17 protein-coding genes are annotated in these 19,814 nt (G+C 62.0%); 8 read left to right on the top strand and 9 right to left on the bottom strand.

Features of this window, described 5'->3' with window-relative positions; all coding sequences use genetic code 11:
• The 5 genes from ATN84_RS11950 to dnaE all read left to right on the top strand — a co-directional run bounded on the left by ATN84_RS11950 (position 1) and on the right by dnaE (position 8,459).
• Positions 1 to 270 carry a DUF1467 family protein gene (locus tag ATN84_RS11950; RefSeq protein ID WP_068881835.1) on the top strand — a complete coding sequence of 90 codons (270 nt, stop codon included), beginning with the start codon at positions 1 to 3 and terminating at the stop codon, positions 268 to 270.
• Between the two features lie 597 nt (positions 271 to 867).
• Complete coding sequence (gene proS / locus ATN84_RS11945; RefSeq protein WP_068881834.1) at positions 868 to 2,193, top strand: proline--tRNA ligase; 1,326 nt, start codon at positions 868 to 870, stop codon at positions 2,191 to 2,193.
• Positions 2,193 to 3,479, top strand: coding sequence for a lipoprotein-releasing ABC transporter permease subunit (locus ATN84_RS11940; protein WP_068881833.1), 1,287 nt, complete (start codon positions 2,193 to 2,195; stop codon positions 3,477 to 3,479). The genes proS and ATN84_RS11940 overlap by 1 nt, the downstream gene beginning before the upstream one ends.
• Positions 3,479 to 4,174 (top strand): ABC transporter ATP-binding protein, encoded by a 696-nt coding sequence (locus ATN84_RS11935; protein WP_068881832.1) that lies wholly within the window; start codon positions 3,479 to 3,481, stop codon positions 4,172 to 4,174. Before ATN84_RS11940 ends, ATN84_RS11935 begins: the two co-directional genes overlap by 1 nt.
• 790 nt (positions 4,175 to 4,964) lie before the next feature.
• Positions 4,965 to 8,459: a DNA polymerase III subunit alpha gene (dnaE, locus tag ATN84_RS11930; RefSeq protein ID WP_068881831.1), complete on the top strand. Its 3,495-nt coding sequence runs from the start codon at positions 4,965 to 4,967 to the stop codon at positions 8,457 to 8,459.
• A gap of 37 nt (positions 8,460 to 8,496) precedes the next feature.
• On the opposite strand, the gene ATN84_RS11925 is transcribed toward dnaE, so the two are convergent.
• Positions 8,497 to 9,423 (bottom strand): hypothetical protein, encoded by a 927-nt coding sequence (locus ATN84_RS11925; protein WP_068882016.1) that lies wholly within the window; start codon positions 9,421 to 9,423, stop codon positions 8,497 to 8,499.
• 97 nt (positions 9,424 to 9,520) lie between these two features.
• Complete coding sequence (locus ATN84_RS11920; RefSeq protein WP_068882015.1) at positions 9,521 to 10,834, bottom strand: DNA polymerase IV; 1,314 nt, start codon at positions 10,832 to 10,834, stop codon at positions 9,521 to 9,523.
• Between the two features lie 50 nt (positions 10,835 to 10,884).
• Between ATN84_RS11920 and ATN84_RS11915 the strand changes: the two genes are divergently transcribed.
• Positions 10,885 to 11,493, top strand: coding sequence for a GNAT family N-acetyltransferase (locus ATN84_RS11915; RefSeq protein ID WP_244491062.1), 609 nt, complete (start codon positions 10,885 to 10,887; stop codon positions 11,491 to 11,493).
• 2 nt (positions 11,494 to 11,495) lie between these two features.
• On the opposite strand, the gene ATN84_RS11910 is transcribed toward ATN84_RS11915, so the two are convergent.
• Positions 11,496 to 11,792 carry a DUF3572 domain-containing protein gene (locus ATN84_RS11910; protein WP_068881830.1) on the bottom strand — a complete coding sequence of 99 codons (297 nt, stop codon included), beginning with the start codon at positions 11,790 to 11,792 and terminating at the stop codon, positions 11,496 to 11,498.
• Between the two features lie 222 nt (positions 11,793 to 12,014).
• Between ATN84_RS11910 and ATN84_RS11905 the strand changes: the two genes are divergently transcribed.
• Together ATN84_RS11905 and ATN84_RS11900 are read left to right on the top strand one after the other, a co-directional pair.
• Positions 12,015 to 12,386, top strand: coding sequence for a response regulator (locus ATN84_RS11905; RefSeq protein ID WP_068881829.1), 372 nt, complete (start codon positions 12,015 to 12,017; stop codon positions 12,384 to 12,386).
• Between the two features lie 18 nt (positions 12,387 to 12,404).
• Positions 12,405 to 13,778, top strand: coding sequence for a PleD family two-component system response regulator (locus ATN84_RS11900; RefSeq protein WP_068881828.1), 1,374 nt, complete (start codon positions 12,405 to 12,407; stop codon positions 13,776 to 13,778).
• Between the two features lie 635 nt (positions 13,779 to 14,413).
• Here ATN84_RS11900 and ATN84_RS27470 read toward each other — a convergent pair.
• From ATN84_RS27470 to rnr, 6 genes are all read right to left on the bottom strand, one after another.
• Complete coding sequence (locus ATN84_RS27470) at positions 14,414 to 14,575, bottom strand: hypothetical protein (RefSeq protein ID WP_201026357.1); 162 nt, start codon at positions 14,573 to 14,575, stop codon at positions 14,414 to 14,416.
• A gap of 152 nt (positions 14,576 to 14,727) precedes the next feature.
• Complete coding sequence (rpmG, locus tag ATN84_RS11895) at positions 14,728 to 14,895, bottom strand: 50S ribosomal protein L33 (RefSeq protein WP_068881827.1); 168 nt, start codon at positions 14,893 to 14,895, stop codon at positions 14,728 to 14,730.
• 101 nt (positions 14,896 to 14,996) lie between these two features.
• Complete coding sequence (locus ATN84_RS11890) at positions 14,997 to 16,142, bottom strand: MFS transporter (RefSeq protein ID WP_342027680.1); 1,146 nt, start codon at positions 16,140 to 16,142, stop codon at positions 14,997 to 14,999.
• A gap of 37 nt (positions 16,143 to 16,179) precedes the next feature.
• Positions 16,180 to 16,911, bottom strand: a complete 732-nt coding sequence (locus ATN84_RS11885) for an NUDIX hydrolase (RefSeq protein WP_068881826.1) — start codon at positions 16,909 to 16,911, stop codon at positions 16,180 to 16,182.
• 37 nt (positions 16,912 to 16,948) lie between these two features.
• Positions 16,949 to 17,380 carry a DUF983 domain-containing protein gene (locus tag ATN84_RS11880; protein ID WP_068881825.1) on the bottom strand — a complete coding sequence of 144 codons (432 nt, stop codon included), beginning with the start codon at positions 17,378 to 17,380 and terminating at the stop codon, positions 16,949 to 16,951.
• A complete protein-coding gene (gene rnr, locus ATN84_RS11875; protein ID WP_068881824.1) occupies positions 17,377 to 19,686 on the bottom strand; it encodes a ribonuclease R in 2,310 nt (769 codons plus the stop codon). Before rnr ends, ATN84_RS11880 begins: the two co-directional genes overlap by 4 nt.
• Positions 19,687 to 19,814: the final 128 nt, after the last annotated feature.

Raw genomic sequence — 19,814 nt, 5'->3', positions numbered from 1 at the left:
ATGGGTATTGGTTCGGCTTTGGCAATCTATTTCATCATCTGGTGGGTGATGCTCTTCGCGATGCTGCCGATCGGTCTGCGCACACAGGCCGAAGAGGGCGACATCACGCTCGGCACGACCGCCAGCGCGCCAGCGCGGCCGCGCATCTGGCTGGCGTTTTTCCGCACCACCATCGTCTCCACGATCATTTTCGCGGCCTTTTATTACTTGACGCAGGTCGCCGGCTTCGGTCTTGACGATATTCCGCGTTTCTTTCCCGAGCTTAAGTAAAGCGGATGCCGCGCCATCGGCGCTGATAGCGGGTCGCATTCCTATCGTTTTGAAATCCCGCAGGATTTTCCCACAAAAATAGTGTAGTTTAGCCGCCGTTCGCCAGCGGCTTTTTCTTTTGAACCCGCATGCAGGCCAAACGGGCGTCCTGCCACCGCCCCATCGGACCAGGGCAGCTCACCCGCAACCGCAGAAAACCGGGATTATTGCTTGAATTTGCAAAAAAAAAGCAAGGCTTGCGCCTTGCAGTTGAATACGCGTCCGATCTCATATCCGTGTAGTCGGCGGCTGCGGAATATCGCGCCGAGATCGCATCCTCCCAAGACTTTGACCGCGTAGGAAAGCAGTTTCATACCTGCTTTCTCTTTATGCTTAAAAAAATAGCGGAGTGCTTACGGATTGTCACGCAAATTTTTTCAATTTTTCACATTGTGATTAATCACGACGCAATCCGCTATGCCTTTTGCCGGCTGACGTTTGAAAGAGCATTTTCTTGCCGGGTTCCCAACGGGATGAGAAGCCGCTAGAAACGCCTAACCCTGCTCATGCTTTCGCCTGATTCTTCAAGCACTCAGGCTTTTCTGTTTCGGTGGTCCCATGCGTCTTTCGCGTTACTTCTTGCCCATTCTCAAGGAAAATCCCAAAGAGGCGGAAATCGTCTCGCATCGGCTGATGCTGCGTGCCGGCATGATCCGCCAGCAATCCGCCGGCATCTATTCCTGGCTGCCGATGGGCCTCAAGGTGCTGAACAAGGTCTGCGACATCATCCGCGAGGAGCAGAACCGGGCAGGGGCGAACGAAATCCTCATGCCGACCATCCAGTCGGCCGATCTCTGGCGCGAGAGCGGCCGGTATGACGCCTACGGCAAGGAGATGCTGCGCATCAAGGACCGCCAGGAGCGCGACATGCTGTTCGGCCCGACCAACGAGGAAATGGTCACGGACATCTTCCGTTCCTATGTCCGTTCCTACAAGGACCTGCCGCTCAATCTCTATCACATCCAGTGGAAGTTCCGCGACGAGGTGCGCCCGCGCTTCGGCGTCATGCGCTCGCGCGAATTCCTGATGAAGGACGCCTATTCCTTCGACCTCGATTATGAGGGCGCGAAGATGGCCTATTACCGCATGTTCGTGGCTTACTTGCGCACCTTCACGCGGGTCGGCCTGCAGGCGATCCCGATGCGCGCCGATACCGGCCCGATCGGCGGTGATTTGAGCCATGAATTCATCATCCTGGCCGATACGGGCGAAAGCCAGGTCTTCTGCGACCGCGCCTATCTCGATCTCGCGGTGCCGGGCGCGGACACCGATTTCCGCAATGATCAGCAACTGACCGATATCGTCAATCGCTGGACGGCGCCTTATGCGGCGACCGACGAGATGCATGACGAGGCGGCCTGGGCGAAGGTCAAACCGGAGGATCAGGTGTCCGCGCGCGGCATCGAGGTCGGCCACATCTTCCATTTCGGCACGAAATATTCAGAACCCATGGGTGCCAAGGTGCAGGGCCCCGACGGCAAGGAGCATCTGGTCTCCATGGGCTCCTACGGCATCGGCCCGTCGCGTCTTGTGGCCGCGGCAATCGAGGCCTCACATGACGAGAACGGCATCATCTGGCCGAAGGCGATCGCCCCGTTCGGCGTCGGCATCGTCAATATGAAGGCGGGCGACGAGGCCTGCGACAGCGTCTCGGAAAAATTCTATCAGGCGCTGACCAAGGCCGGGCTCGACCCGCTGCTCGATGACACCGACGAGCGCGCCGGCGCGAAATTCGCCACGATGGATTTGATCGGCCTGCCGGTTCAGGTCATCGTCGGCCCGCGCGGCGTAGCTAGCGGCGAGGTCGAGATCAAGGACCGGGCGACGGGCGCGCGCGAGACGCTCTCGATCGAGGCCGCGATCAACAGACTGGCGGGGGCCTGATGAGCGAATCGGCGGCTGCGACAAGGCAGGGCTCCGGCCCTTTTTCCGCCTTCGAGCGGATGATCGCGTGGCGCTATCTGCGCGCCCGCCGCCGCGAGGCGTTCATTTCGGTCATCGCCGGCTTCTCCTTCACCGGTATCATGCTCGGCGTCGCGACGCTGATCATCGTCATGGCGGTGATGAACGGTTTCCGCGCCGAGCTGTTGACCCGCATCCTCGGAATCAACGGCCATCTGATCATGCAGCCCATGGACCGGCCGCTCGATGACTATGCCGATTTGATCAAGCGCATAGATGCCATTCCGGGCGTCTCCTTCGCCATTCCGCTGGTCGAAGGCCAGGCGCTGGTCCAGGGCAATGTCGGCGCCGGTTCCGGCGCCCTGGTGCGTGGCCTGCGCGGCGAGGATATCGCCAAATTGAAACTCGTCGCAGACAATGTGAGGCAGGGCACGTTCGAGGGTTTCGATGAGAGCGGCGGTGTCGCTATCGGCACCCGCATGGCCCAAAATCTCGGGCTCGCTGTCGGCGATAGCCTGACGATCGTCTCGCCGGAAGGCGATGTCACGCCCTTCGGCGTCAATCCGCGGGTCAAATCCTACAAGATCGTGGCCATCTTCGAGATCGGCATGTCGGAATATGATGCCACGATCGTTCTCATGCCGTTGACCGAGGCGCAGCTCTTCTTCAACCAGGAAGGCAAGGTGCAGTCGATCGAGATTTTCGCCGACAATCCGGATAATGTTGATGCGCTGAAGAAGCCTGTCGAGGACGTCGCCGGCCGCCAGCTCCTCCTGACCGACTGGCGCCAGCGTAACCAGACCTTCTTTTCCGCGCTGGAAGTCGAGCGCAACGTGATGTTCATGATCCTGACGCTGATCGTGCTCGTCGCGGCGCTCAACATCATTTCCGGCCTGATCATGCTGGTTAAGGACAAGGGCAGGGACATCGCAATCCTGCGCACCATGGGCGCGACCCGCAATGCCATCCTGCGCATCTTCCTGATGACGGGGGCCGCCATCGGCACCGCCGGCACCCTGGCCGGCGTGGTGCTCGGCATTGTCGTCTGTTTGAATGTCGAGCGCATCCGCGAATTCTTTTCCTGGCTTTCCGGCACCACGCTCTTCAATCCCGAGCTCTATTTCCTGAGCCAGCTGCCGGCCAAGATGGACCCCGGCGAGACGATCTCCGTCGTCGTCATGGCGCTGGCGCTCTCCTTCCTCGCCACGCTTTTCCCGGCCTGGCGCGCCGCCGCGCTCGATCCGGTCGAAGCCCTGAGGTATGAGTGATGGCGAACAAACAGCTTCGCAACCCTATTCTGAAGCTCACCGGCGTCGACCGCGCTTATCATGAGGCCGGGCGCGAGCTGGTCATCCTGAAGGATGCCGATTTTTCGCTTCAGCGCGGCGAGATGGTGGCGCTTGTCGCGCCTTCCGGCGCTGGGAAGTCCACGCTTCTGCATACCGCCGGGTTGCTCGAGCACCCTGACAAGGGCGATGTCATCCTCGACGGCCGGTCCTGCAGTGCGCTTTCCGATGACGAGCGTACCGCAATCCGCCGCAACGATGTCGGCTTCGTCTACCAGTTCCATCACCTTCTGCCGGAATTCTCCGCGCTTGAGAATGTGATGATCCCGCAGATGGTGCGCGGGCTCTCCCCGGCGGCGGCCGCCGAGCGGGCGCAGCAGCTTCTCGATTACATGAAGGTCGGCCCACGCGCCTCGCACCGCCCGTCGGAGCTTTCCGGCGGCGAGCAGCAGCGCGTGGCGATCGCCCGCGCCGTCGCCAACGCGCCGCTGGTGCTTCTCGCCGACGAGCCGACCGGCAATCTCGACCCGCAGACGGCCGGTTACGTCTTCGACGCGCTGGAAGCGCTGGTGCGCCAATCCGGCCTTTCCGCGCTGATCGCCACCCACAACCACGAGCTCGCCGCCCGCATGGACCGTCGCGTGACGCTGAAGGACGGCAAGGTCGTCGATATCTGAGGGAGTTAACTGGGGGCCTTCCGCCCTCAGCCATTGGTCCTCGGGTTGAGTTTGGTGATGTATCAGACGGTCCGGAATGAATCCTCGGATCAAGCCCGAGGATGACGATAGGAGGGATGGAAACATTCGTCTCCTGCCATAGCGCCTGCCAATTCGTGTCAGCCGCAGCGCCTGCTATTGAGGTGCCTTCCTCCTCACAGTCGTCATCCTCGGGCTTGATCCGAGGATCCATTCCGGAACGATAAAAGCGCTCGTAACGAAACCCTTCTTCCAAAACCTTATCCTACACTTCCCGCTCTGCCCAAATCTTTGCCCTCAGTTCTTCTCGCGGGAACGTGGCTCGCGGCGACGGCTCCCTCGGGGAGATGCCCGGCAGGGCAGAGGGGCGCGCTGTCCCGCCGGCGTTTCCATCCAAGGTGACCGCGCCAAGGCGAAGAAAGCCTCCCAATCCCATTAACCCTTCGCAAACCATGAGCGAAAAACAGCGGGGAAAACTTGCTTGACTTTAGAACAAAAATGGAACAAAAACTAAACATACGCGAACAGAGAGGAGTTCACCGATGCCCGATCTTTTCCAGGATGTCTTGTCCTTCGTTTCCGTCAGCCTGTTCATTGCAACTTTCGCCATCTGGGTCAGTGCGATCTGAGGTATTTCCCGCCGGTAGACTGTTAACTGCCTGTAACAGGCGCGGCTTTGTCTGGACATGCCGCGCACGATCCCTAAGACTGAATGCTGAGGCGGCCGAGAGTCGCCGGACGCGTCAATTGGGGAAGCGAAGTGGCAGACGGCATGGCACAGGCAGGAACGGGTGAGCCGAACGGGGCCAATGGAACATCCGGCCCGCGTTTCATCCATTTGAGGGTCCATTCCGCCTATTCCCTGCTTGAGGGTGCACTGCAGGTCGGCAAGATCATCGGCCACGCGGTCAAGGACGATGCGCCGGCCATTGCCATCACCGACACCAACAATCTTTTCGGCGCGCTGGAATTCGCCCAGAAAGCCGTCAAGGATGGTGTGCAGCCGATCATCGGCTGCCAGCTCGATATCGGCTTCGGCGACAGTGGCGATGACAGCCGCAGCGCTTCGAGGCGCGATGCGCTCGGGCTGGCGCCCATGGTGCTGATCGCCGCCAGTGAGGAGGGCTATGCCAATCTGGTACGGCTCGTCAGCCGCGCCTATCTCGATACGGCGCCCGGCGATCCTGTGCATATCGAAGCCGGCTGGCTGGAAGGCCATTCGGAAGGCATCATCGCGCTGACCGGCGCAGCACTCGGGCCAATCGGCCGCGCGCTAGCCGCAGAGCGGGCCGACCGCGCGGAGCAGCGGCTGCGTTATCTGCACTCCCTGTTCGGTGATCGTCTCTATGTCGAGCTGCAGCGTCCCGCCGGCTATGACCGGATGATCGAGGCGCGCATGGTCGAGCTTGCCTATTCGAATGCTCTGCCTCTGGTGGCGACCAATGAGGCTTTCTTCCGCGAGAGCGCCGATTTCGAGGCGCATGACGCGCTGCTCGCCATCGCCGAAGGGCAATTGCTCTCCTCCGACGAGCGCCGCCGGCTGACGCCGGATCACTATCTGAAGAGCCAGGCCGAGATGGCGGCGCTCTTCGCCGACCTGCCGGAGGCGCTGGAGAATACCGTCGAGATCGCGCGGCGCTGCTGTTATTATCCAGAGACCCGCAAGCCCATTCTGCCGCGTTTTACCGGCGAGGCCGATGATCCGGAGGCAGCCCTCAAGGCGGAAGCCGACGAGATGGCCCGCCAGGCGCGCGAAGGCCTCGAGCGGCGCATCGAGACCCTGGGGATGGCCGAGGGCTATACGCGCGAGCAATATGCCGAGCGTCTCGAATATGAGATCGGCATCATCACGCGGATGAAGTTTCCCGGCTACTTCCTGATAGTTTCCGACTTCATCAAATGGGCGAAGGCGCAAGGCATCCCCGTCGGGCCGGGGCGCGGTTCGGGCGCCGGCTCGCTGGTCGCCTATGCGCTCACCATCACCGACGTCGATCCCTTGCGCTTCTCGCTGCTCTTCGAGCGCTTTTTGAATCCCGACCGCGTGTCGATGCCGGACTTCGATATCGATTTCTGCCAGGATCGGCGCGACGAGGTCATCCGCTACGTTCAGCGCAAATATGGCCGCGACCAGGTGGCGCAGATCATCACCTTCGGTACGCTGCAGGCCCGCGCCGTGCTGCGCGATGTCGGGCGCGTGCTCGAGATGCCTTATGGCCAGGTGGACAGGCTCTGCAAGCTGGTACCGCAGAACCCGGCCAATCCGGTGACGCTCGGCCAGGCGATCGAGGGCGAGCCGAAGCTTATCGAGGAGCGCGACAAGGAGCCGGTGGTCGGGCGGCTGCTCGATATCGGCCTGAAGCTCGAAGGGCTCTACCGCCACGCCTCGACCCACGCGGCGGGCATCGTCATCGGCGACCGGCCGCTGTCGGAGCTGGTGCCGATGTACCGCGACCCGCGCTCCGACATGCCGGTCACCCAGTTCAACATGAAGTGGGTGGAGCAGGCGGGGCTGGTCAAATTCGACTTCCTCGGCCTGAAGACGCTGACGGTCCTGCAGACGGCGGTGCAGCTCATCGCCCGAAAGGGCATCGAGATCGATCTTTCCAACCTGCCGCTCGATGACCAGCTCACCTACGAGATGCTGTCGCGCGGCGAGACGGTCGGCGTGTTCCAGGTGGAAAGCGCGGGCATGCGCAAGGCGCTGATCGGCATGAAGCCGGACCGCATCGAGGATATCATCGCGCTGGTCGCGCTCTATCGCCCCGGTCCGATGGAGAACATCCCGACCTATAATGCCCGCAAGCATGGCGAGGAGGAGGTCGCCTCCATCCATCCGAAGATCGATCACTTGGTGAAGGAGACGCAGGGCGTCATCGTCTATCAGGAACAGGTGATGCAGATCGCGCAGGAGCTTGCCGGCTATTCGCTCGGCGAAGCGGATCTCTTGCGCCGTGCCATGGGCAAGAAGATCCGTGAGGAGATGGACAAGCAGCGCATTCGCTTCGTTGATGGCGCAGTCGAGCGCGGCGTCGGCAAGGCGCAGGCGAACATGATCTTCGACCTGCTGGCGAAATTCGCCGACTATGGCTTCAACAAGTCGCACGCGGCCGCCTACGCCATCGTCTCCTACCAGACCGCCTATCTGAAGGCGCATCATCCGGTCGAGTTCCTCGCCGCTTCGATGACCTACGATATGTCCAACACGGACAAGCTCAACGATTTCCGCCGCGAGGCGGAACGCCTCGGCATCGAGGTCGTGCAGCCTTCGGTCACGAGCTCCTTCCGGCCGTTCGAGGTGGGCGAGAACAGGATTTTCTATTCGCTCGCCGCGATCAAGGGCGTCGGTGAGGCCGCCGTCGACCACATCGTCGAGAAGCGGCAGGAGAAGCCTTACGAGAGCCTAGAGGATTTCTGCGAGCGCATCGATCCGCGCGTCGTCAACCGCCGGGTTCTGGAAAGCCTGATCAACTCAGGCGCGCTCGATTGCTTCAAGCGCGACCGCGAGGCGATGAGCGCCGGGCTCGACCGCATCATGGGCCATGCCCAGCGCACGCAGGAAAACGCCGTCAGCGGCCAGGCGGATATTTTCGGGGCAAGCGGCGGTCCCAAGGAGAAGCTGCAGCTTCCCGTCGCAACGCCCTGGCTTCCATCGGAAAAGCTGCATCGCGAGTTCCAGGCGGTCGGCTTCTATCTCTCCGCCCATCCGCTCGACGAGTACCGCTCGGTACTGGAGAAAATGCGCGTGCAGAGCTGGGCCGATTTCTCCAACGCCGTCAAGCGCGGCGCCAGCGCCGGGCGGCTGGCCGGCACGGTGACGAGCCGGCAGGAGCGCAAGACCCGCACCGGCAACAAGATGGGCATCGTGCAGCTGTCGGATGCGACCGGACAGTTCGAGGCGGTGCTTTTCTCCGAAGGGCTCGCGCAATACCGCGACCTGCTCGAGTCGGGCAAATCGGTGGTGATCACGGTCGCGGCGGAGAACCGGCCGGAGGGGATCAGCCTGCGCATCCAGACCGTCCAGTCGCTGGAGGACGAGGCGAGCCGCATCCAGAAGGCGCTGCGGCTCTATCTGCGCTCGAGCGAGGCGCTGAAGCAGATCACGCCGCATCTGACGACGCGCGGCGACGGGCAGGTCAGCCTCATCGTCATCAAGGAGAACGGCCTGCGCGAGGTGGAGATCGAACTACCCGACCGCTACCGCGTCAGCCCGCAGATCGCCAGCGCCATGAAGGCGATCAAGGGCGTGGTGGACGTGGAGCTGGTTTAGCGCGGAACCGTTGTGGTAAAGGACCGCGCGCGACTCCCTATCTTCCCTGCAATGCAGACAGCAACCTGTCATAGGTCGGCGCGAGCGCCCGCAACAGGGCTGCTGCATCCGGATCGGCGCCCGTCGTGAGCGGATATTGCAGCGCGCCGACCAACTCCGCCTGTTCGGACGCGATGGAGGCCGCTTGCGTCTGGCCGATTTGCGCGAGACAGGTCGCGGCATCTGCGAGCCGTCTCGCACCGACGCGCACGGCGAAATAGATGAGATGTCCGCGCAAGTCCTCCGTGCAGCCTTCTTCGATCATCTTGGCCAGGGCGTTAGCGGCTTCGCCGTTGCCTAGGGTTCCCGGCGACAGATGGTGCGGTTCGCCCATTGACAGCCAGCGGATCGCGTTGGGCAATGACGCCCGGATCGCATCCTCCTCCGATACCTTTCGCACGCGCCGGAAATCAGTTCGCATTGTGAAGGGCTCGCCATAGCCGAGCGTTTCCGCCTGCCACGCAGTGAGAAAGTCTTTGAGCGGCAGAGAAGCGAAAGGAAAACCCTGAGGGTCGTGCATCTGCACCCTATCGCCGTCAACGGCGAGGACGATGACATAATGATCCGCCCCAATAGGGCCTTTCATGCCCGGCTGGTGTCGAAGATGCCCCATCTCGACGGGGCCGACCCAGACCGGGCCGCCGGCGAGCGCTTGCCGAAGTCGGACAAGGGCGTCATCAGCGCTTCCGCCCTTCGTCACTGACGATGTCCATCCCAACGCCGTGAGGGCGTCTTCAAACCCCGCTTCCGGCGTCCAGCTATAGGGGTCGAAGAAGGGAAGGGTGCCGCCGACGAGTTGCATCCCGAACGGACTGCATGTGGCGAACTCGATGATCACCGGCGATGGCGCATCCACGCCGAACATCATGGCAAAGCAGTTGGCGTAGCAATATGGGCCAGAGCCGATATAGGAAAAATGCTTCACGAAAACGCCTCCAAATTCGGGAGTAGAGGTGAGAAAGAGCGGCATTTTTCTTAAAATTGTCAACCCAAAGCGTCATGAAGCGTGGGGCTGCAATAATTTACCCCTCAGCGCCTTCCGGGGGCGGTTCCCTCCGCTCCTTGCCGAAAGTGTAGCCGGTCTCCACAGCCTTGTTGCCAAACTTGTTTCGAAGTTTGTCGATCGCGCTTTCGGCTACGGCGCGCTTCGTCGCCTGGGCGTCGACCAAGTCGGGTGGGTCGGCCTTTCCCGCATCGGCCAAGTCGCTGACGCCGATGCCGATCAGGCGGAACTTCGTCCCGTCGAGCTCCTTTTCGAGAAGCTGCAGGCCGGTGCGGAATATCCGGTCGGCGAGCTGCGTTGGATCGGAAAGCTGTCGGTTGCGCGTCTTGATCTTGAAATCCCGCGTCTTGAGCTTCAGGACGACCGTTCGTCCGGCGATGCCGCCGGCCTTCAGCCGCCGCGACACCTTCTCCGAAAGCGAGCGCAGGATCGGCACCAGATCGTCGGCGGAGGCGAGGTCCGTATTGAAGGTGGTCTCGGACGAGACGCTCTTCATCTCGCCATCAGGCTCGACCCGCCGCACATCCATCCCGCGTGACAGGCGGTAGAGCCGCTGGCCCATCGTGCCATAGGCCTTCATCAGCGCCGCTTCCTCCATGCCCTGCAACTGGCCGATCAAGCGGATGCCATCCGCCTGCAAGGTCGCCGCGAAGGCTTTGCCTACGCCCCAGATCAGCGTCACTGGCTTGTCCTTGAGGAAGGACAGCGCCTCCTTTTCTCCGATGACGGAGAAACCGCGCGGCTTCTCGAAATCGGAAGCAACTTTCGCCAGGAATTTGCAATAAGAGAGGCCGATGGAGATGGTGATGCCGATCTCGTCCTCGATGCGCCTGGCGAAACGCGCGAGCACGCGGGCAGGGGGATCGCGATGCAGCTTCTCCGTGCCCTTCAAATCAAGAAACGCCTCGTCGATCGAAAGCGGTTCGACCAGCGGCGTCAGTTCCAGCATCAATTGCCGGATTTCTCGGCCAACCCGGACATATTTCTCCATATTCGGCTTCAGCACCACCGCTCCAGGGCAGGCCTCCAACGCCTTGAACATCGGCATGGCCGAGCGCACGCCGTGAATGCGGGCAATATAGCAGGCCGTCGAGACGACGCCGCGTTTGCCGCCGCCGATGATCAGCGGCTTGTCCCGAAGCTCCGGATTGTCGCGCTTCTCCACCGCCGCATAGAAGGCGTCGCAGTCGATATGTGCGAGCGACAGGCTGTAGAGTTCGTCATGACGCACGAGCCGCGGGCTGCCGCAGGCATGGCAGCGCCGCGCCGCGGGACGTTGCAGCGTCAGGCAATCGCGGCAGAAACCGCTAAGCGGATCGTTGACAGGGCCCATGTGTATCGCGAACATAAGAAGAACATTTGGAATCATATGGGAGGGACGCTATGGCGGCAAGTGAGATGCGCGATCATGCACCGATAGAAATCGCCACCGCGCCGCTGACGCCGGAGCGCTGGTCGGATTTCGCCGATCTCTTCGGCCCGCGCGGCGCCTGCTATGATTGCTGGTGCTTGCATTTCCGTCTGCCGCCGAAGCTGCGGCAGTCGCTGTCCGGGCCCGAGAAGAGGGATCTGATGCGCCGCCGCGTGGAGGAGGGGCCGCCGCCCGGAATTCTGGCCTATGGCGGCGATGAGGCGATCGGCTGGATGCAGATCGGCCCGCGCGCCGACGTGCCGGAATGGAACAACAAGGGCCGCGTCAGCGCGCCGTTGGATGATGCTCCAATGGGGGATCGGGCTGTCTGGGCGGTTTCATGCTTCTTCGCCAGATCGTCCGCACGCGGCAAGGGCATTTCCCATGTGCTGCTTGCATCGGGCATCGATTTCGCCCGGGCCAATGGCGCACGTGTTCTGGAAGCCTGCCCGATGGACCGGGCCAAGCAATCGAAATCCATCGGCCTGTTTGTCGGCTCGACCCGCGTTTTCGAGGTGGCTGGTTTCGAAAAGCTGGCCGTGCGCAAGGAGGGACGGCCGCTGATGCGGCTTGAATTGTGAAATCAGATCTGCCGGTCCCACGCCTCGTCGCCGCCCGGCAGGGCGTTGAGCGCGCGCTGCATGTCCTCCGGCTTGCTGCCGGTCGCCTCGCAGAAGCGCATGAGCGTCGGCTCATGCGCGAGATAGAACTGCAGCACGCCGGCGAGGAAGCCGGGCTCGCGCGCCGCGGTTCTGATATCGCCCGGCTGAATGCCGGTCAGCGAAAGGAACCGCGGCAGAAGCTCGTCGTCCCCGGCAAGAAAGGCCAAGGCCTGCACGGCCAGCGTCTGGGCACTCTCGGTTGTCATGTTGGTTTTCATGAGCCTTTCCCGGCGCAAGCATCCATTAGAATCGGCTGAAATTTTTAGGGCTAGGCAATCCGTTCCGCAACTTTATAGTAGGCGCGGGAACATCAGCGGGTTCATTTGCCTTTCGTCAATCAAATCGACTTAGGATGCCAATAACCGATTGGGCGGCTTTAGCGGGATTATTGTCGCACGCATAATGAACGGCAAGCGCTGCCAGATGCGAGAAAGTTTTCAATGACAAAGAAAGTGATGATCGTTGAAGACAACGAGCTCAACATGAAGCTTTTCCGGGATTTGATCGAGGCGAGCGGCTATGAGACCATTCGCACGCGCAACGGTCTGGAGGCGCTGGATCTCGCCCGGCAACATAAGCCCGATCTGATCCTCATGGACATACAGTTGCCTGAGGTTTCCGGTCTCGAGGTCACGAAATGGCTGAAAGAAGACGATGAATTGCACCGCATTCCCGTCATCGCGGTCACCGCGTTTGCAATGAAAGGCGACGAGGAGCGTATCCGTCAGGGCGGCTGCGAGGCCTATATCTCGAAACCCATTTCCGTTCCGCGGTTCATCGAAACCATAAAATCCTATCTGGGCGATGCCTGAGAGGCTGGGGATTCTTTTGTGACTGCTCGCATTCTTGTCGTCGATGATCTTCCTGCCAATGTGAAGCTGCTCGAAACGCGGCTTCTCGCGGAATATTACGACGTTGTTTCCGCGCTGAGCGGCCAGGAAGCGCTCGAGATCTGCCACAGCAGCAATGTCGATATCGTGCTTCTCGACGTGATGATGCCGGGGATGGACGGGTTCGAAGTCTGCCGTCGTCTCAAGGCCGATCCGAAGACGACCAATATTCCGGTGGTGATGGTGACGGCGCTCGACCGTCCGGAGGACCGCGTGCGTGGGCTGGAAGCCGGCGCCGATGATTTTCTGACCAAGCCGGTCAACGACCTGCAGCTGATATCGCGGGTAAAGAGCCTGGCGCGGCTGAAGAACCTTTCGGACGAACTGTTCCTTCGGGCTTCCACGGCGCGGGAGGCGGATATCGAGGCCCTGCTGATGAGCCGGGCGGATGACGCCAAGGCGCGGGCAAAGCTTCTCATCGTTGATGAGGACCTGAAGGTGGCCTCGCGGCTGGAGGGCCTGCTTTCGAAGGACAATCAGATCGATATCGTCACCCAGCCTCCAGCCGCGCTGATCAGCGTGGTGGAAGGCGGCTATGATTGCGTGATCATTTCCACGGGCCTTTCCGGTTACGATCCGTTGCGCCTGTGCTCGCAGATGCGGGCGATCGAGCGCACGCGTCTCCTGCCGATCATTCTCATCGCCGAGCACGGCGAGACCGGTCTCGTCGCCCGCGGGCTGGATCTCGGCGTCAACGACTATCTGATGCGCCCGCTGGATCGCAATGAGCTGCTCGCCCGTGTGCGCACCCAGGTCAAGCGCAAGCGCTACAACGATCTTCTGCGCCGGAGCCTCAGCCAGACGATCGAAATGGCGGTGACCGACGGTCTGACCGGTTTGCACAACCGCCGCTATCTCGACAGCCACATGTCGATGCTGTTCACGCGCTCGGTCTCACGCGAGCGTCCGTTGTCCGTCCTGATGACCGACATCGATCATTTCAAGCGGATCAACGACACCTATGGTCATGACGCCGGGGATGATGTCCTGCGCGATTTCGCTGGACGCCTGCACCGCAACATCCGGGGCATCGACCTCGCCTGCCGCTACGGTGGCGAGGAGTTCATCGTCGTGCTGCCGGATACCGACGCGCACATGGCGGCTGTCGTGGCTGAGCGCATCCGCGAAACTGTTGCTTCGACGCCGTTTCTCATCTGCAATGGTACGGCAAGCGTTGACGTCACGATCAGCATCGGGCTGGCCTCCCTTCAACTGCGCGACGACAGCGTAGAGAAGCTTTTCAAGCGCGCCGACGTGGCGCTGTACGAGGCCAAGAAGAACGGCCGCAACCGCGTGGTCGGGGCGGTCGCCTAGTGTCCCGAATCCGAAATTCGCATCATTTCCGGGAGGCGTCGGTCGAATTTCGGATTCGATCAGGACACTAGCAAGCTAATGATTATAGTGTGGTTTTCGGATTTGAAATTCGCTCGCCACGCTCGATCCATTCCGGAACATCGCCTCTCCACCAACGCCAGGTATTAAGCCGCCGTCTCTACGATGCGGGTGGTGCGATATCTCCACCAAAGTTGGAACCGCTTGCGGCCGGAGCACCCTCTAAATCCGTACCTGCGCAAATGCGCATTTACCAATTTATCAGGATGTTGCGCGAGATGGTTAAGATTTAGTTGCTTTTCTCTTTCATTTGCGCAAATTTCTTGGGAGCAAAAACGCGTGGTTGGGGGCTTCCACGCGCATAAATACCCCATGATGCTCAGGTCCGCCGCATCTCCTGGGTCCGTGGGGTCGGTCGGTCGGCGTTGGCACATAGTGGAATCCTCGTACCGCTGCCAATTCGCCGGCCGACCCCCTTTTCTTTTTATTTCAATCACTTGCCGCCAAATCTGCAGGCAAAATAAAACGCCGCCCGAAAGGCGGCGCTTACAGTTCCTTTCTTTCTCCCGCAAGGGGAGAAGGGTGTTCATAGGCAGTGCTGTGTTCAAAGACCAATCCTATTCGGTCTTGGTCTCTTTTTTGTCGGTGGACTGCGTATCGGTCGAAATGCTTGCCGTGGTCGTGTTCTTGTCGACGGATGCCGAATGGGCGGGGCAATCCGCGGCGGCGGCTGATATCGAGAGGCCGAAAGCGGCGGCAAGTACGAGGATTGTCTTCATCGTCTGTCTCCAAGCTTTGTTAGGGCCGGAACAGGCTAACCGCAATTTCCGGATCGACCAAATCAACTTTTCGTCGGCTTTCGCTGATGCCCGGCCGCAAACACAAACGCCGCCCCGAGGGACGGCGTTCTGAAAATCGCAGAAACCGGAGATTACTTGATCTTGGTTTCCTTGAACTCGACGTGCTTCTTCGCGACGGGATCGTATTTGCGCTTTGTCATCTTGTCCGTCATCGTGCGGCTGTTCTTCTGCGTGACGTAGAAGAAACCGGTGTCTGCGGTCGACAAAAGCTTGATCTTGATGGTCGTAGCCTTAGCCATTTTACAATACCTGCTCTTTTCTGATTGAAACCGCCTGCGATTCCGGCGATATCATCCGGCAGCGGAAATTCGGCGCGACACTACGGATAAGCGTTGAAAAGTCAAGCCCGGTTCTTGTGCGCAATGAGCCTGAATGCGGCAATAAGCATGTAAAGCGCGAAAAATATGCCGAGAACGATGGCAAAACCCTTCGGCCCCATGGCGTCCATGCCGATGCCGACGGCCTGCGGGCCGGCCAGCATCCCCAGCGCATAGCAGAAGACGAAGGCGGCGTTGGCCGAGGCGAGTTCGCGTCCGGTGAGCTGCGAGCCGAGATGCGCGAGGCCGATCGTATAAAGCCCCGCCACCACGCCGCCCCAGACGAAGAGCAGCGCCGCCACCAGATACCAGTTGCCGATGATGAAAGGTAGGAGAACCATGCCGACGAGCCCGATGAATGCGCAGATGAGCAGGAGGTTGCGCCGGTCGCGGACTTTGTCGCTGATGATGCCGAGCGGGATCTGCAGAAGCACATTGCCGAGGCCGATCATGGTAAGCAGCAGGGCGGCCGCGCTTTCGGAATAGCCGATGCGGGCGCCGAAGACGGGGAAGAGGGCGAAGCCGCCGGTCTCCACCGCGCCGAATACGAAGACGGCGGCCGTGGCCGTGGGCACGGCGAAGATATAGGGTACGAACGGTACGTGATCGCCGTCCTCGAAATCCGGGCTGTCCTTCCAGGCGAGAAGCACCGGCACGGCCGCCAGCAAGATGATGGCGAAGCCGACGCCGAAAGGCAGCATGCCCGTACTGCCGATATGCGCGAAGAGCCAGGGGCCGAGCGCGAAGCCGAGCGACAGCGTGGTGGCATAGATGCCGAGCACCAGCCCCCGCTTTTCCGGCGGCGCGGACGCGTTGATCCAGTATTCCGACAAGACGAACAGAACGGTCAGCGCGAAATGCAGGGCGACGCGCAGGAGAAACCACGCCCACAGGGCCTGGAAGAAATGAAATCCGAGAAAGGCGAAGCCGCCGAGAACAAGCATCGCCAGGATCGACCGCGCCACGCCGAAGCGTGCGGCGATCGGCGCGGAGAGCGGGGCGGCGGCGATCGAGGCGAGCCCGGCGACGGCGGTGTTGGCGCCGATCAGGCTTGCCGAATAGCCGCGGCTTTCCAGAAGCACGCTCAGCAGCGGAATGCCGAGGCCGATCGCCATGCCGACGGCGCTGATGGTGGCGATGGCCGCCCCCAGGGAGCGCCAAAGCGTCACGGGCTGCTCTTGGTCCGAGGAGAAGGTTGTTAGGTCGTCAGATGACTTCACGAACAAAGCGGCCATACCGCATTTTGTATTGCACCACCGGGAGGCCGGGAGAAAGGGCGGGGCTGTCCCGCAATTGCGCCTCGGTCTCCCTGAGAATCGTCAGCGTAATCGAAGGCAGGTCCAGAGAACAGGCGTCGGCAAATGACAGCCAGCACAATTCCTCCAGTTCGCCGGAAGGGCCGGTGCCCTCCGGCAGATGATCGGCGATGGCGTCGCGGAAGGCGATAAAGAAGCGCGTGTCGAAACGCCTGATATTGCCCGGCGGAGTGATGGCGCGCGCGGCATAGCGCAGGGCCGAGAGATCGGGCGCGAGGCTGCGTGCGGAGAACGCCTCCCAGTCGGGATGGCTGGAGGCGGGCTTCGTCCCGTTCCCGACGGGGCTGCCCAGAAAGAGCCCGGCTTCCTCATAGGTCTCGCGGATCGCGCAGAGGGCAAGCGCCCTGGCGCGCCGCCGTGTGGGGCGAGCGCCCATGCCGGCCATGAGCTTTTGTTCGTCCGGGCCGACGAGCTCGGCCGCGGCAGGGATATCGCCATCGGCCGGATCGGCTCGTCCGCCGGGAAAGACGAATTTGCCCGGCATGAAGACATGGCCCATATGCCTGCGTCCCATCAGGACACGGAAATCCTTGCCCTCGCGGTCAACCAGGATCAGCGAAGCCGCGTCGCGCGGGCGCAGGGGAAGCTTCTTTGCATCCGGCTTTACCTGTGCTTCTGACATTTGCTGGGCGCTTGCGGACGGCATGTTTCGGATTGCGCTAGATGTGGTCTTCTTCGCCGCCGAACCCGTGCATGTAATAGGCCCATTGCAGCCCGATGGTGGCGCCTTTGAGCGGTTGCAGGAGCGCGAGCGCCAGGAGGAATGTGAGCGGGCCCCAGATCGCCATATGCGCCCAGAGCGGAAGATCGACCGCGGCTTCGACGCCCATGAATGCGCCCACGACGATGTGACCGACGACGAAGATCGTCAGATAGGCCGGCAAATCGTCGGCGCGCTGGTGATGGTACTCCTCGCCGCAGACCGCGCAGGCATCGACAGGCTTGACGAAGGCGCGGAACAATTTGCCTTCGCCGCAATGCGGACAGCGTCCGCAAAAGCCGCGCCACATGGCCTGCCACAGTGGTCGCACGGGGCGCGCGGCGGCCGGGGCTGCGCCGAAGACTTGGCGGTCGTCGACAGACTGGTTCATGAACGTCCTCTCCGCTTGCCGCGCGGAATGCCCGATGGCCTTCCCCGGCGCCCGCGCATGGCGCGGCTCGATTTGTGGTGCGAACGCATGGATGCCGGCATGGGATGTGGTTCGGAGACCATCTCGAAACGAAGCGCTCCCGCGATCGGAAGCGCTTCGACCAGCCTGACATCGACGATATCGCCGAGGCGATAACCCTTGCCGCTGCGTTCACCGGTAACGGCATGGTTCGCTTCGTCGTATAGATAGTACTCGGCCCCCAGCGTTGAAATGGGGATGAAGCCGTCCGCGCCATATGTCGCAAGCGCGACGAAGAGGCCGGATTTCGTGACGCCGGAGATCCTCCCCTGGAACTCATTGCCGATCTGGGTCGCCAGATGATGCGCGATCAGCCGGTCTATGGTGTCGCGCTCCGCCGCCATCGCGCGGCGCTCGGTAGCCGAGATGAGGGCTGCGATCTCCTCGAGCTGCGCTTCCTCGTCCGGCGTGATTCCGCCGGGGCCGAGGCCGAGCGCGCCGATCAGCGCGCGATGGACGATCAGATCGGCATAGCGGCGGATCGGCGAGGTGAAATGCGCATAGCGATGCAGATTGAGGCCGAAATGGCCGATATTGTCGGGGCTGTATTCGGCCTGGCTCTGCGAGCGCAGCACCACCTGGTTGACCAGTTCCTCATGGGCGCTGCCCTCGACGCGCTTCAGGATCTGGTTGAACTGGCCAGGCTTCAACTGGGCGCCCTTGGCGAGGCTGATATCGAGCGTATGCAGGAATTCGCGCAAGGTTTCCTGCTTGATCATCGACGGCGCGTCATGGGTGCGGAAGATCAGCGGCTGGCGCTTGCGCTCCAGCGTTTCCGCCGCCGCGACATTCGCCTGGATCATGAACTCCTCGATGAGCTTGTGCGCATCGAGCCTGGGCGGAATGACGACCTTGTCGACCTTGCCTTCGGTGTCGAGCAGGATCTTCTTTTCCGGCAGGTCGAGCTCCAGCGGCTCGCGCTCGTCACGGCCGCGCTTGAGCGCTCTGTAGGCCTCCCACAGGGGCTTGAGGATCGTGTCGAGGATGGGCCCGGTCTTCTCGTCCGGCGCGCCGTCGATCGCGGCTTGCGCCTGGGGATAGGCGAGGCGGGCGGCCGAGCGCATCATCACCCGGTGGAAGCTGTGCGAGCGCTTGCGCCCCTCGGCGGTGAAGATCATCCGCACGGCGAGGGCAGGGCGGTCGACCAGCTCCTTCAGCGAGCAGAGATCGTTGGAAATCCGCTCGGGCAGCATCGGCACCACGCGGTCGGGGAAATAGACCGAATTGCCGCGCTTCAGCGCCTCGCGGTCGAGCGCGGAGCCGGGCAGCACATAGGCCGAGACGTCGGCGATCGCCACCGTGACGACATGGCCGCCGGGGTTGGAGGGATCGCTGTCAGGCTCGGCATGGACCGCGTCGTCATGGTCCTTGGCGTCCGCTGGGTCGATGGTGACGAGCGGGAGCGCGCGCCAGTCCTCGCGATGCGCCATGGTGGCGGGCTTCGCCGCCTCCGCCTCGCGCAGCACGGCTTCAGGAAACACATGCGGGATCTCATGCGCATGGATGGCGATCATCGACAGCGCCTTTTCGCTGTCGATCGAGCCGACAACCTGGCGCACGCTGGCGCGGGCGAGCCCGTAGCGCCCGGCGCGGGTGACGTTGACCTCGACGAGATCGCCGGCTTTCGCATCGTTCAGCGCCCCACTGTCCACTACCAGCTCCGCTTGCCGGCGTTCCACCGGCTCGATGCGCCATTCGCCATCGCTGGTCTGGCGCAGCACGCCCAACACCGCATCGCGCCGGTGCTCCAGACGCTTCATGATGCGCGCGGTGTAGGCTGGCCCGGTTTTCTCGGTGGTTGGGAATATCTTGGCGAGGACCCGATCGCCGATGCCGGGCGCGGGGCCTTTGTCGCCGCGCGAGGGGCGAATGAGGACCTCGGGCGCCTTCTCGCCGGTCGCGTCCCATTCCGCCGGTGTGGCGATCAAGCCGCCATCTTCGTCGCGGCTCGTGATGTCGAGAACGGCGACATGCGGCAGCGCGCCCTTGGTGGTCAGGCGCTTGGCGCGCTTTTCGACGAGGCCTTCGTTGGCCAGATCGCGCAGCATGTCCTTGAGATAGATGCGCGCATCGCCCTTCAGGTTGAAAGCCTTGGCGATATCGCGCTTGCCGGCGCGATCGGGGTTCTCGTTGATGAAGGTCAGGATCTCGTCACGCGTCGGCAGATGCGCGCTGGCGCCGGCGCTTGCCCGCCTGGGCTTGGGTGATTTTGAGATACGCCGCGCCAACTCCTAGGGCCTTTTCTGTTCAACGGGAGATGCTGGTGACGACACCCCCCTCTGGCCTGCCGGCCATCTCCCCCACAAGAGGGGAGATCGGATATAAGTTCCGCTTTCGCCAATCGCCAACATTGCAG

Source organism: Paramesorhizobium deserti (genome assembly GCF_001558695.1).
Lineage (GTDB): Bacteria > Pseudomonadota > Alphaproteobacteria > Rhizobiales > Rhizobiaceae > Paramesorhizobium > Paramesorhizobium deserti.
Note: the sequence above shows the minus strand (reverse complement) of the source record. Positions and strands in the feature narration are given on the sequence as shown.

Excerpts from the sequence above, each read along its gene's own strand:
- proS (WP_068881834.1), top strand. The coding sequence starts at position 868 with ATGCGTCTTTCGCGTTACTTCTTGCCCATTCTCAAGGAAAATCCCAAA.
- ATN84_RS11905 (WP_068881829.1), top strand. The coding sequence starts at position 12,015 with ATGACAAAGAAAGTGATGATCGTTGAAGACAACGAGCTCAACATGAAG.
- ATN84_RS11880 (WP_068881825.1), bottom strand. The coding sequence starts at position 17,380 with ATGAACCAGTCTGTCGACGACCGCCAAGTCTTCGGCGCAGCCCCGGCC.
- ATN84_RS27470 (WP_201026357.1), bottom strand. The coding sequence starts at position 14,575 with ATGAAGACAATCCTCGTACTTGCCGCCGCTTTCGGCCTCTCGATATCA.
- dnaE (WP_068881831.1), top strand. The coding sequence starts at position 4,965 with ATGGCACAGGCAGGAACGGGTGAGCCGAACGGGGCCAATGGAACATCC.
- ATN84_RS11950 (WP_068881835.1), top strand. The coding sequence starts at position 1 with ATGGGTATTGGTTCGGCTTTGGCAATCTATTTCATCATCTGGTGGGTG.
- ATN84_RS11885 (WP_068881826.1), bottom strand. The coding sequence starts at position 16,911 with ATGTCAGAAGCACAGGTAAAGCCGGATGCAAAGAAGCTTCCCCTGCGC.
- rpmG (WP_068881827.1), bottom strand. The coding sequence starts at position 14,895 with ATGGCTAAGGCTACGACCATCAAGATCAAGCTTTTGTCGACCGCAGAC.
- ATN84_RS11935 (WP_068881832.1), top strand. The coding sequence starts at position 3,479 with ATGGCGAACAAACAGCTTCGCAACCCTATTCTGAAGCTCACCGGCGTC.
- ATN84_RS11920 (WP_068882015.1), bottom strand. The coding sequence starts at position 10,834 with ATGGGCCCTGTCAACGATCCGCTTAGCGGTTTCTGCCGCGATTGCCTG.
- ATN84_RS11915 (WP_244491062.1), top strand. The coding sequence starts at position 10,885 with ATGGCGGCAAGTGAGATGCGCGATCATGCACCGATAGAAATCGCCACC.
- ATN84_RS11940 (WP_068881833.1), top strand. The coding sequence starts at position 2,193 with ATGAGCGAATCGGCGGCTGCGACAAGGCAGGGCTCCGGCCCTTTTTCC.
- ATN84_RS11910 (WP_068881830.1), bottom strand. The coding sequence starts at position 11,792 with ATGAAAACCAACATGACAACCGAGAGTGCCCAGACGCTGGCCGTGCAG.